Origin of the sequence: Phaeodactylibacter xiamenensis (assembly GCF_000759025.1) — a bacterium.
In the GTDB taxonomy this organism is placed as follows: domain Bacteria; phylum Bacteroidota; class Bacteroidia; order Chitinophagales; family Saprospiraceae; genus Phaeodactylibacter; species Phaeodactylibacter xiamenensis.
Genome location: NZ_JPOS01000038.1, coordinates 132,736 through 145,902 on the forward strand (window position 1 = coordinate 132,736; position 13,167 = coordinate 145,902).

Annotated in this window: 6 protein-coding genes; 4 read left to right on the forward strand and 2 right to left on the reverse strand. The window is 54.4% G+C overall.

Annotation, left to right across the window (positions count from 1 at the left end):
- The first annotated feature begins 137 nt into the window (after positions 1-137).
- The 4 genes from IX84_RS15400 to IX84_RS15420 all read left to right on the forward strand — a co-directional run bounded on the left by IX84_RS15400 (position 138) and on the right by IX84_RS15420 (position 10,300).
- Entirely contained in the window at positions 138-6,260 is a 6,123-nt protein-coding gene (locus IX84_RS15400; protein ID WP_152605086.1) for a T9SS type A sorting domain-containing protein, read from the forward strand.
- Positions 6,261-6,349: 89 nt separating this feature from the next.
- On the forward strand, positions 6,350-6,706 hold the full coding sequence (locus IX84_RS15405; RefSeq protein ID WP_044222649.1) for a hypothetical protein: 357 nt from the start codon (positions 6,350-6,352) through the stop codon (positions 6,704-6,706).
- 1,507 nt (positions 6,707-8,213) lie between these two features.
- A complete protein-coding gene (locus tag IX84_RS15415) occupies positions 8,214-9,263 on the forward strand; it encodes a hypothetical protein (protein ID WP_152605087.1) in 1,050 nt (349 codons plus the stop codon).
- The gene (locus tag IX84_RS15420) at positions 9,260-10,300 is read left to right on the forward strand and encodes a nucleotidyltransferase family protein (RefSeq protein ID WP_044222656.1); all 1,041 of its coding nucleotides are present in this window, start codon (positions 9,260-9,262) and stop codon (positions 10,298-10,300) included. The genes IX84_RS15415 and IX84_RS15420 overlap by 4 nt, the downstream gene beginning before the upstream one ends.
- Before the next feature lie 361 nt (positions 10,301-10,661).
- Here IX84_RS15420 and IX84_RS15425 read toward each other — a convergent pair whose 3' ends face one another.
- Positions 10,662-12,182 (reverse strand): glycoside hydrolase family 32 protein, encoded by a 1,521-nt coding sequence (locus IX84_RS15425; RefSeq protein ID WP_238578288.1) that lies wholly within the window; start codon positions 12,180-12,182, stop codon positions 10,662-10,664.
- 97 nt (positions 12,183-12,279) lie between these two features.
- Positions 12,280-13,158 carry a carbohydrate kinase family protein gene (locus IX84_RS15430; protein WP_044222659.1) on the reverse strand — a complete coding sequence of 293 codons (879 nt, stop codon included), beginning with the start codon at positions 13,156-13,158 and terminating at the stop codon, positions 12,280-12,282.
- Positions 13,159-13,167 lie beyond the last annotated feature (9 nt).

Sequence of the window (13,167 nt, forward strand, 5' to 3'; positions counted from 1 at the left end):
TAAGTAGCTGCAAAACAAAGTGTTAAAGCATTTGAGAGTTTTAAAGCATTGTACCGCTACGCTAATATGTCGTGTTTTGCGACTGTATTCGCTTTCGACGGATATTATGTGTTAAACTCAAAAATGCACAAGCAAATATGTACTTACTTCAACCTCATTCGTACGGTCGTACGGCCGGAAAACTCCTTCTTTTATTCTTGTTGCTCACCCTTGGAGCCCGGCAGGGTTTCGCGCAGTACGGTGGCGGAAATGGTACTTCGGGCAGTCCGTATTTGATATCAACTGCAGCACATTTAGTAAGTTTATCGCAAGATCCCAATGACTGGGCGCTGCACTTTAGACAAACAGCCAATATTAACCTGAATGGTGTGTCCCTTAATGACATAGATTTCAGCGGTGTCTACGACGGTGACAACTTCACGATTTCCAATTACACCATAACCGGTACTTCGAACGACAAAGGCTTGTTTAGTGAGCTCGTTGGATCGGCCACAGTGCAGGATCTGACCCTGAATAATTTCAATATCTCCGGTGGCGTAAGGGTCGGTGGGTTGGCAGGAAAAGCGAGCGGAGGTACGACCATTGATAACGTAGATGCTACAGGGGTCAGCATCGATGGCAATTTTGATAGCGGCGGGCTGATTGGAGAATGTGGTGGATGCACGATACAAAACTCCACTGTGGATGCAACAAGTATGATAGATTGCGGCAATACGGGTGGTGGAATCGTGGGCAAATCAGTAAGTAGTGCTACCTATACCAACTTATCGAGTAGTGCACAAATGACGGGGTCCAGTTTGGGTGGAATTGTAGGCAACATTTTTAACAACCCCACCTTTACCAATTGCAGCAGTGCCGCAACGATAAGCAATAGTTCGGACCGTTTGGGCGGGATTGCCGGTAAATGCACAGATACGCCCTCCTTTAGCGGCTGCTCCTTTTCGGGCTCTATATCGGGTACCTGGCACTGCGGCGGCATTATTGGCCGGGTGGAAGGCGGTACAGCCACGATAACGAATTGCAACAATTCAGGCAGCATAACGCAGACCGCCGATGAGGGTGGCGGTATCATCGGGACCACAGACGGGACTGCGAATGTCAGCACCTCTTATAACACGGGCAGCATCAATGCCAATTGGAAATCAGCCGGTATCATCGGAAGAGTCAATTCAAACAGTACGGTCACGATTACGGAGTGCTATAATTCAGGTACTATAACATCGAACGCAAATCAGGCCGGTGGCATAGTCGGAACCTCAACCGGCGTGTCGAACATTATCGAATCGTATAACACCGGCAGCATCACTTCCAGTGCCAATTCTGGTGGTATTATCGGAAGAGTGGAAACTCCTGCTTCCGGGCATTCCAGCCTGACCAATTGCTACAATACCGGCGCAATTGACGGAGGATGGTCGGCGGGTATAATTGGTGAGGAAACGGATGGAGGTGCCACAACGGTTGTGAATTGTTACAACGCAGGGACCGTTGACAATGATTCATCGGTTGGAGACCTTGTGTCTAAAGGTGGTTCTGCAACCGTCACTGCAACTAACTGCTTCTACGATGAGCAGGTCAATACCGCTTTCACGAGCCAAACTATAACCGGAATAACTGGCAAGACCACCGCCGAGATGAAGGACTACACCACCTTCACTGCCGCCACTGCCGCCACTGCCGCCGGCTGGGACTTCGTCAGCGAGACCACCAACGGCACCGCTAATATTTGGGACGCCGACCAATTGGGCACCGTTAACAACGGCTACATGATACTCCGCTGGCAGGCAGGTGCGGACGATGACTTAATTTACACTTACTCCGGTGGGGCAGGAACGCAAGGCGACCCCTATCAGATTGCAACCGCAGCCGATTTGATTGCTTTGTCAGGCATAAGCGAGGATTGGGATAAGCACTTTAGGCAGACTGCTAATATTGACTTCGGTGCGGACGAGACTGCAGTAGACTGGGATAATGATGGTAGTCCGGACGGTGCCAGCCCTGCCGGTTTTTCGCCTATTGGCAATTTTGCAACCGAATTCACCGGCTCTTACGATGGAGATGGTAAGACCATTTCTAATCTATTCATCAATCGGTCGGGTTCCTTTTATTTAGGGCTATTTGGGCGGGTGAGCCTTTCTGGCGGAGGAATATCAGATTTAGGATTGCTTAACGCAGATATAACGGGAAATTCATTTGTCGGTGCTATAGTTGGTTTTATTGCCTCCAGTTCGACCGGCAGCGTTAGTGGTTGTTACAGTACAGGTAGCGTTGTGGGAAGCAATAATCAGATTGGAGGATTAGTTGGCTCAGTTGGGAATAGCCCGACCTCTAGAATAGAGAATTGCTATTCCAGGTGTAGTGTGAACGGCGGCAGCAGGGTCGGAGGCTTGGTCGGCGTAATAGAGGCTGTTAATACTACTACAGCTATATCGAATTGCTACAGCACTGGTGCTGTAACAGGAACAGGAGATGATGTAGGAGGCTTGGTAGGCGCGAATATAAATGGCGGCATCACCACCGACTCTTTCTGGGACACGCAGACCTCCGGCCAGGCAACAAGCGCCGGCGGCACCGGCAAGACCACGGCGGAGATGAAGACGACCTCCACTTTTTCGGTTGCCGGGTGGGGCAATTCAGTATGGTATATGGATCCCGGTACGAACGATGGCTACCCCAACTTGCAAGGCAATGGAACACAGATACCACTACCATCTCCTTACAATGATGGTGCCGGCGCTGGCACGGAGATGGACCCCCACCAAATCGCAAGCGTAGAGGACCTGATCTACCTGTCGCAGACTTCAGCAGACTGGGGGCTGCACTTTATACAGGTCGCTGATATCGACTTCGGTGCGGATGAAACAGCGGTAGACTGGGACAATGATGGTAATCCGGACGGTGCGAGCCCTGCCGGTTTCTCGCCTATTGGCAATTCAACCGAATTCACCGGCTCTTACGATGGAGATGGTAAGACCATTTCTAATCTATTCATCAATCGGCCAGCATCGGGTAATGTAGGGCTATTTGGGCAGGTGAGCCCTTCTGGCAGAGGAATATCAGATTTAGGGTTAATCAATGTAAATATAACGGGAGATTTCAGAGTCGGTGCTTTAGCTGGTTGGTTGAAAGGTGGTAACGCCAGTGGTTGTTACAGTACAGGTAGCGTTGAGGGAACCCAAAATTCTGTTGGAGGGTTAGTTGGCGCTACAAGTAATACTACTATTACGGCAATTAGTAATTGCTATTCCACGTGTAGTGTGACAGGAAGCACCGAGTGTGGTGGTTTGGTCGGAGTAAACAATATTGAAACCACTATATCGAACTGCTACAGTACGGGTACTGTCACTGCTTCCGGTGGCACTCCTGTTGTCGGAGGCTTGGTAGGAGACAATAATTTTGATATCGGCACCATCACCAACTCTTTCTGGGACACGCAGACCTCCGGCCAGGCAACAAGCGCCGGCGGCACCGGCAAGACGACAGCGGAGATGCAATCGTACGCAACCTTCCAAAGTGCGGGCTGGGACTTTGTCTCGGAGACGGCCAATGGCACAGCTGATGTATGGGACATGGACCAGGAAGGGACGGTCAACAACAGCTACCCCATCCTGAGTTGGCAGCCCGGGGCAGACCTCCGCACACAGAAGTACGGTGGCGGAAATGGTACTTCGGGCAGTCCATATGAGATTCATACTGCCACCCACCTCATTGAGCTGTCGAACAACAGCGGGGACTGGGATAAGCACTTTATTCAGACTGCTAATATCGACTTCGGTGCGGATGAGACAGCCGTAGACTGGGATAATGATGGTAATCCGGACGGTGCGAGCCCTGCCGGTTTCTCGCCTATTGGGAATAGTAGTACAACCAAATTCACCGGCTCTTACGATGGAAATGAGAAGACCATTTCTAATCTATTCATCAATCGGGCGGTTGTAAATGGTATTGCGCTATTTGGCTATACTGAACTTTCCGGTGTAGGGATATCAGATTTAGGATTGCTTAACGCAGATATAACGGGATTTGCATTTGTCGGTGCTATAGTTGGTGATCTTTCCCCCGATGCGACCGCTGGTGTTAGTGGTTGTTATAGTACAGGTAGCGTTGATGGAGCATCGAGTATTGGAGGGGTAGTTGGCAGTGCCGGGAGCAGTTTCGGTACTGGCAGTATAATAGAGAATTGCTATTCCAGGTGTAGTGTGAACGGCTCCACCAGGCTCGGTGGTTTGGTCGGAACACTATATATTGGTTATACTATATCGAATTGCTACAGCACTGGTGCTGTAACAGTAACAGGAATAGGAGATAATGTAGGAGGCTTGTTAGGTCTAAGCTTTGGCGGCACCATCACCAACTCCTTCTGGGACACGCAGACCTCCGGCCAGGCAACAAGCGCCGGCGGCACCGGCAAGACGACTGCGGAGATGAAGACGGCCACCACTTTCACGGATGCCGGGTGGAGCACCCCCTGGTACCTCGATGCGACAGAAAACAACGGCTACCCCAACCTTTCAGGAGTAGGGCCTCCGCTGGCAAGTTACGGCACGGACCTGACGATTGTCTCTACTGGTGGCGGCACACAGGATACAGACTGGGCTGTAAACGGAGGGATGCTCTATGGGTTATCTGGCGGAGCGGTGAGTGTCAATGCCAGCGATTTGAACAACCAACTGTCAACTGGCGATCTGGAGCTCTTTGGCAACGGCCTGACGGTAAGCGAAAATATCGCACCGGGCAGTGGCACGCATACCCTCACGCTTGGTTTTTCCAACGGGGTAACGGTATCTGCAGGCAAAGGTATTGACCTCGGCGGTAGCCTGGTCAATAACAGCCCGCTGACGCTGACCTCCACCTCTACCAGCTACTCCAGCCTGAAGGTACTGGGTACGATCACCGGCACCGGCAGCATCAGCTACGAGCGCTACACCAATCAGGTGGGCACGGGCAGCTCCGGGGGCAACGACCTGGTGGGCACGCCATTCACGGGTCAGACTTTCGGCCCTTTTGCCGCTGCCAATACGAATTTAGCGGCTTCCGGCAGCCTGCGGGCATTCGGCCCCTGGGACAACACGGGCACCGGCTTTATCAACTATGATGTGACGGGCAATGCGGGCACCACGCTCACACCGGGCACCGGCTACCGGGCGGCGACTACAGATGGCTCACCCGTGATCTTCACCGGTACGGTACAGACCGGCAATGTGACGGTGAACATTACCGATGCTGCCAGTCAGTGGAACGCCGTGGCCAACCCCTACCCGGCTTATCTGAGCATGGCGGACTTCCTGAATTACGACCACGGCGGAGGCGTGACCAACCAAAGCCTGATGGTAGAGAGCGCCGCCGGCATCTACGGCTACGACGGCAACAGCACCGATGGCTGGACCGTCATCACGCTGGCGAATGCAAGCACGAGCCTGATGGCGCCCGGTCAGGGCTTCTTCGTAGCGGCAGACGCTGCGGATGTCGATACCTACGATCTGACGTTTACGCCTACGATGATGCGCACGGGAGACAGCGACGACTTTATCAGTGGTTTCGCGCCGGTCCAAACGCCGGTTTACTTCAAACTGCAGGCCTTCACCGACAGCCGCAGCTACGGCACAAGCATCTACTTCAACGAAGCGTCTGCTACAGGGCTGGACGTAGGGTACGATGCGGTGCTATGGGGCGATGCCATCCCGGACTTTGCGGTGTACACCCATCTGGTATCGGAAGACGAAGGGGAGCCCTTCGCCTTGCAGTCCCTGGGCTTATCCGACCTGGATGACCCGGAGCTGGCCATCCCGCTGGGCCTGGAGGCCGCCGCCGGCATCCCGCTGACGCTTGCGATTACGGAAGAGGAACTGCCTGCGGGCATAGAGGTGTACCTGCTGGACTCCCTGAACGGGGAGCGCACGCTGCTGAGCGGGCTGCCGTACACCTTCACGCCGAATGCAGCGCTGAGTGGCGCGGGCCGTTACTACCTGGTTTTCAATGAGGGGCAGGTTGTCAGCACCTCCTCAGAGACGGATGGTGGCGATTTAAGCGCGCTGGTCATCTACGCCCCACAGTACCGGGAGGAGCTGGTCATAACCGGCGAGCTGCCGGGCGCGGCGCAGCTGTCGCTTTTCGATGTACAGGGCCGTAAGCTGCTGGGCCGGGCACTGTCGGCGGGCACTACGCAGCAAACGGTCGCTACGGGCAATCTGCCGGGCGGCATCTACCTGGTGCGCATAGAGAGCCCGCAGGGCGTACGTGCCGAACAGCTGTTTATCCCGTAGAGGATTCCCCCTTAATATTTCTTCCCCCGGTGCAATACGGCGCCGGGGGGATCCAACTCATATCCATCAACGAATACAAATTTAAGGTCATGAATATTGACAATAAGCATAAAGACGCCTCAAAGGCACCCTTAATCAGCCGTCAGGAGGCGATCCGGAAGCTGGGCAAATACGCAGCGGCTACTGCAGCAGGGACGTTTCTGGTGCTGAGCCCGAAGCAGGCGCAGGCGAACTCTCCGGTCCCCGACCCCGGTGGCGACCCGTTTGGGGGTAGTGGCCGGCCTGGGGGCTATAGCCCTTCGGCACATGAATTTGAGACGGACCGTGGCCGTGGTGCTATATGGGGCGATGACGGTAATGCAGCCGATACCTATCGCAACCGCTCGCGGGGCGGTCAGCGCAGCGGTATCTGGGGCAGCTCGGATACGGAACGGCGCAGCCGGTAGGGAGGGACCTGTTTGGCATTGGCTGGGCGGGGGGGATTCTAGTGTTTTGGTGCCTGGGTTGGTACTTTAACCTTTGAAGCTTTGCACTTTATCCTTTATCAGGTTTTTTTGGTGTTCTGGTGTTTTGGTTTTATGGTGTTCTGGTGCTGCCCAGGCAAAGGCTAAGGTTGACCCAAGGCAGCGCCCAGGGCAGGCTAAGGATGAGACCTTCCGGGTTCCTCCGCCGGAAGCGACAGCAAGCTGTCGCCCCCAGGGAGACCAAGCCGAGCCCCTCAACCTCAACCTCAACCTTGGTCAAGCCCCCGTTCAAGACCAACCTCAACCTGCCTCCGCCCAGGCAAAGGCTAAGGTTGACCCAGCGCAGCGCCCAGGGTTAGGATGAGGATGAGACCCTCCGGGTTTCTCCGCCGGAAGCGACAGCAAGCTGTCGCCCCCAGGGAGACCAAGCTTCGCCCCTCAACCTCAACCTCGGTCAGGCCCCCGTTGCAGACCAACCTCAACCTGCCTCCGCCCAGGCAAAGGCTAAGGTTGGCCCGGGGCCGCGCCCAGGGTAGGCTAAGGATGAGACCCTCCGTGGTCCTCCGCCGGAAGCGACAGCAAGCTGTCGCCCCCAGGGAGACCAAGCTTCGCCCCTCAACCTCAACCTCGGTCAGGCCCCCGTTGCAGACCAACCTCAACCTGCCTCCGCCCAGGCAAAGGCTAAGGTTGACCCAGCGCAGCGCCCAGGGCAGGCTAAGGATGAGACCCTCCGGGTTCCTCCGCCGGAAGCGACAGCAAGCTGTCGCCCCCAGGAAGACCAAGCTTCGCCCCTCAACCTCAACCTCGGTCAGGCCCCCGTTGCAGACCAACCTCAACCTGCCTCCGCCCAGGCTAAGGCTAAGGTTGGCCCGGGGCCGCGCCCAGGGCAGGCTAAGGATGAGACCCTCCGGGTTCCTCCGCCGGAAGCGACAGCAAGCTGTCGCCCCCAGGGAGACCAAGCCGAGCCCCTCAACCTCAACCTCAACCTCAACCTTGGTCAAGCCCCCGTTCAAGACCAACCTCAACCTGCCTCCGTATTGTGGGGTACGGCTAATAAATTACGCTAAGATATGTGTTGGGAGTATTTTAGGAGTGTGGGAGCGACCTCGCGTAGGCCTCCCACACCTTCCTCCCTGCTCCGGACCTGATTCATTCATTATAAAAAAATACAAAGACATGAAACTATCTCCCAAAGTGTAAAAAAAACAGCTCCGGTTTCGAGTTGTCCGGCAGGTGCCCGGAATCCCTGAGGAGCTAAAGACGCCTTTTTTATAGTGAGCAGCGTGTGGCGGTTAAAAATAATGCTGCGCTCTGTTTTTTAGTTTCCGGAGTGCCCGTGCTGTTTTGTTTTTTTGCTCCTGAGCCTTATTTTGAGCTCAATATGAACTCAACTGAAGATTCCAACGGTCCTTTTATTGCCCCAACAATTGTTTGTCCGGTTGGTAGGGATTGGCTGCTATGGTTTGAAGCCCTCAACCGATATGTCATTTTGTCCCCACCACAAAAGGCAGTACTGGATTTATACTATGCCGTGGAGGGAGATGCTGAAACCTTTCGCCAACTGCTGTTGGAAGGAGCCAACTGGCAGCAGGGGCAGGCCTTAGAGGCACAACGAAACATCAGCGCCCTTCTGCAAGAGGTTGCAACTTCACCAGGAAGCTTGCCCATTGCGCCGCCTGTTGCGTACGAGGAGGGCTCCTTTGCGGTTCGGCAGGATTTTCAGCTGGGCAACCGGCACGTACGGGTGGAAGGGCAGGAAAAGGGTGTGCTGGAGCTCCTTTGTCCCGCCCTGGCCCATCATTCCATTCCTGCAACCGGCACCGCCGATGTCGTCTTCCAATTGCAAAAAGCAGCGGGGCATCTCTATCTGTACAAAAATGGCGTGCTCCTGCAGGCCGTACCTGAACAAGACTATCATTACATCACCGGTAAATTCCTCATGCACATCATTGTTGCGCAGCATCAGGTACCTGAGGCGGGTTGGATTGGTACACTGCACGCCTCCACGGTAGTCCGTCGTGGTCAGGCGATTATGCTTACCGGGCAGTCGGGGCAGGGCAAAAGTACCCTGTCTACCCTGCTTTGCAGCGCCGGCTATCAGCTGCTGGCTGATGATATTACACCACTAAGGGCGGATAACCTCGAGCTGGGGCACAACCCAAGCGCGGTTTCCGTAAAAACAGGGGCCTTTGATATCATTGGGCGCTACTTTCCCGGGTTTAGGGATTTGCCCGAAATCTATCTCAATGCTTTCAAAGGGAAAGTCAAATACCTGCCCCTGCCTGCTCCGGTTGAGCCAAGCTACCCTTGCCAGCATTTGGTTTTGGTGCAGTATCAGCCCGGTGTTAAGGCAAGGCTGCAGCCGGTGGCGCCGTCCGTAATCCTGAAAGCGCTGATCCCGGATTCCTGGGTTGCTGGCGACCGGGGCCATGCAGCTGTATTTATGGAATGGCTCAGCAGCCGGCGTTATTATCAGCTGACCTACAGCCGATTGGAGGAAGTGGTACCTTTATTCAATGTGCTTACCCACTATCCATGAAAGATACACAACGGTATTACCAACTCATTGCAGCCCTGCTCGATCCGGCTAAGGACGGTGCAAGTGTCCGGAAACTCCTGGAGGTAAACTCTTTTCAGTGGGAGCGTTTCGTATATATTAGCAGCAATAACCTCGTTGTTCCGGCACTTTATCTTCAAATTCAGCGTAAGGGACTAAAGGCATTTTTTCCGGAAGAGCTCACCGTTTATATGGAAGAGCTTACCCGGGCCAACCGGGAGCGGAACCTGGCGATACTGCAGCAGATGGAGCGGCTGTCGGAGTGTTTTGCAAAAGAGGGTATTGTGCACGTTTACCTAAAAGGGGCTGCAATGATCGGGGGCAGCTATTACCAGGATAATGCAGAGCGTATGCTCCGGGATATTGACGTGCTTATTGCCCCCGGAGATCAGATCAAGGCTTATCAGCTTTTAAAGGAACGGGGTTACGTAGAGGTCTTAGCTGCAGGGCTGCAGTCCAAAACGCTTAGCGATTATGAGAGGGCAAAGCACCTTCCGGCTCTTCGTCACCCGCAGGAGATTGCTGCTGTTGAGTTGCACAACTATCTTCATAATACCTTTCAGCGCGAACGGCTAAAAACAGAGCGTGTTATAGATAACCGGGTGAATGGTGACATCGCTCTGCCCGCCCCGGAGGATTTGCTCCGGCATAATATTTATAACTGGCATATCAATGATTTTGGAGGGGTCAAGCTTGATGTACATTTCCGGTCTGTTTATGATACCCTGGTACTTCTGCAAAGGGAAAAAGGGCTGAAGTCTTTGCTGCATACGGATGGTGTGGCCCGGCAGTATGCTGCTTTACTAAGCCCGTTTTTTGATGGGTTTCATGCCCGTTTCAATTGGCGTGTGACCGTAATGAAAGTCAAATTGCAGCGCCCACGGCTCAATCAGTTGTGGTACCACGTGGTCTTTGGCAGCACTCTGTTTTTTCAGATTCTACCATCCCGGCTACGGCTTTTTATGAAATCCGGCGTATACAGAAAACGAGTCCTGCAGGTCCTGCAGAAAGGAAGGTAATTTGCAGGTAAAGATTCAGGATTAACAAGCCCGCTCTTTTGCAGCGCCTTTATTATCCCTATCTTTGTTCTGATCACTGGCTGAAAAGCCGCGCTGCACGCGCGACAGGGGCACTGCACCGTCATCCTCTGCCCGGCAGCGTGTACTTCTCAGGAAGTTTGGTGGTCAACCGTACAGGCATCAAAAGTTTTGACTCTACATTTTTAATTATATTAGGGTACGACTTGGTGTGACTAGGGCGGGCCTCAGTCTTGGTTTTACCGGGACTCGCTTCGGCGACAAGGGGATTACTGAACCACACCGGCGGCCTTAACCATGTCTTTTCGAGGGTCCAAAACCATCCCGGTGTTTGTGCGGTTTTTTATTGCCAAATAGAGACGGCCCTTCCAATCTCTCCGCTTTCAAGTTCAATGGTACCGCCTTCCACCTCAAGGGTAACCTGCGTAAAGGGCTCACCAGGGAAGAAAATCTCCGTCAGGTTAGTCGCACCGCTATCGGCAAACAATTCTACCGAGGCGACATCCAGCCATATTTCCACATCCAGCTTGTTCTTATCGGACCAGCGCGGGGCGGTGGCTGTACGGCCAAAACCTTCCTCAAAGCCCGTTTTCCCGGCGTTGCTGCGGTCAGCATAGAAGGTGTCGCCTTTCAGCGTAATTCGGTAAGCTTCGCCCTTTGTATTTGAAAAGATCAGACCGATTTCTTCCGGCTGCTCACCGGCGGTCCAGGATAGCTGTAAATCCAGGTGCAGGGTGGGGGAGGGGGTGTCCAGGATGCCGGTGAGATCGAGCTGTCCGGAGACTGTTTGGCCCGGGATAGACGTTTTGTCTTGTACGATAGCCTTCGCTTCTTCTACCGGTTGTGCACAGAGCAGTTGCCCCTTTGGTGTATTCCGCAAGCTCAGGGTGCGGGGCAGGGTCATAGCGCTCCGCCAGCGATCGGTCGGCACGACGTTGGCATAGTTCCAGTTGCTCATCCAGCCGATGAAAATACGCCGCCCGTCTTCTTTGGGCACATCTGACCAGGTCACCCCGGCGTAGTTATCCCGCCCGTAGTCAATCCAGAACGGATTGCCGGATGCCGTGTCTGCCGCTACCTTTTCGGCGAAAGCCGGGTGCATGCTGAACGCCTTACCATCAAAATCGCCGAGAAAGTATTGCGTACCGGAACCCCCGTTTGGCGCGCCGGGATTGATGCTCAGCAACATCACCCAGGTCGTGTCCCCATCCACTTGCAACGGGAACAGATCCGGGCATTCCCAAACACCTCCGTGCCCGCCAATGCCCTGCCCAAACTCACTTTGGTAAGCCCAGTCGATCAGGTTCGGGGAGTCGTAGATCTTGATGTGGTCACCCGCTGCGAAAATCATAACCCACTTTTCTGTGTCTCCGTACCAAAAGACTTTGGGATCGCGGAAATCTGTGATACCAGGATTGGGCAGCACAGGGTTGCCTTCGTACTTGGTCCAGCTCCGCCCCTTGTCCAGGCTGTAGGCAATGCTTTGGTACTGGTAATCATGGGTTCCGGCATCTGCACCTACCGGGTCGTGGTGGGTGAAAATGGCAATCATTGGTGGCCGGCCCGGTTCGCCCAGCCCACTCGTGTTGTTCCAGTCGATAACTGCGCTGCCGGAGAAAATGTAGCCCAGGCTGTCCGGGTACAAGGCAATGGGGAGGTGCTCCCAGTGGATGAGGTCTTTGCTCACGGCGTGCCCCCAGTGCATAGGGCCCCAAACGATGCTATCGGGGTAATGCTGATAAAACAGGTGGTACTCACCCTCGTAGTAGACCATGCCATTGGGGTCGTTCATCCACATACTGTCCGGAGAGAAGTGGAACTGCGGGCGGTGGGGCTCCTGATAGTAGGCTTCTTCGGCTGCCATGGGTGCTTGATTTGTAGGTGTGGTGCAATGCGATAAGGCGAGCAAAAGTAGGCTGCTCAAGCCAATTTTTGATAGTAATCGATACATAACTTCAGGTTTAGCGGGCCATGAATAGATCAAGGTCTTTGGGCGACAGGTTGGGCGTACCGCCTTCCCGGGTGGCTACCAGGGCTCCTGCGGCGGCGGCAAATTCCAGACAGTGCGGCAACGGTTTTTGTTGCAGGTACTGACTGAGGAAGCCCGCCAGGAACGCATCGCCACTGCCTACGGTATCTGCTACCTTAACCGGAAATACGGGCTGCTGCAAACAGGTGCCATCCGGGGCCATCCAAGCGGCACCATCGCTGCCCTTGGTTACCATTAGCCCCTTCAGTTGGTGGGCTTCGAGGATGGCCTTCATTTGAGCTTCCTCTCCGGTCTGATCGGTATACCATGCGGCGATAATGGCGAGTTCCTCCTCGTTCATTTTTACCAGGTGGGCACGGCTGAGCAGTTCCCTTAGGCGTTCGGGCGTATAGTGGGGCGGGCGTAGGTTGACATCGAATACGGCCAGAGTGGCTTGCTCCAGCAAACGCAGCAAAGTGGCACGCGTGCCTTCCCGCCGCGCAGCCAGGCTGCCAAAGACCAGGGCTTCTGCTTCGGATACCGCCTGCGCTGCCGCATCAGAAGCAGTGATGAAATCCCAGGCTACCGGCTGTACGATTTCGTAGGAGGCGTGCCCCTTTGCATCAAGAGTGACCTGAACGGTACTCGTGGGCTGTTCGGCATCTTCCTGCACCAGGCTGTGGTCGATCCCCTTGGCATCCAGAAAAGCCCTTAGTTCTTGGCCCAGCGCATCCTGCCCGATCCGGCTAATGAGTTGGGTCTGAAACCCGAAATTCCGCAGGTGGAAGGCAACGTTCATAGGTGCACCACCCGCTTTTTTGCTGGCAGGCAGCATATCCCAAAGTACTTCTCCAAAGCTGACAACACTCATAAAAGGTAA

Bases quoted from the DNA above. Each gene is read 5' to 3' on its own strand.
- IX84_RS15400 (WP_152605086.1), top strand. From the start codon at position 138: ATGTACTTACTTCAACCTCATTCGTACGGTCGTACGGCCGGAAAACTC.
- IX84_RS15405 (WP_044222649.1), top strand. From the start codon at position 6,350: ATGAATATTGACAATAAGCATAAAGACGCCTCAAAGGCACCCTTAATC.
- IX84_RS15420 (WP_044222656.1), top strand. From the start codon at position 9,260: ATGAAAGATACACAACGGTATTACCAACTCATTGCAGCCCTGCTCGAT.
- IX84_RS15425 (WP_238578288.1), bottom strand. From the start codon at position 12,182: ATGGCAGCCGAAGAAGCCTACTATCAGGAGCCCCACCGCCCGCAGTTC.
- IX84_RS15430 (WP_044222659.1), bottom strand. From the start codon at position 13,158: ATGAGTGTTGTCAGCTTTGGAGAAGTACTTTGGGATATGCTGCCTGCC.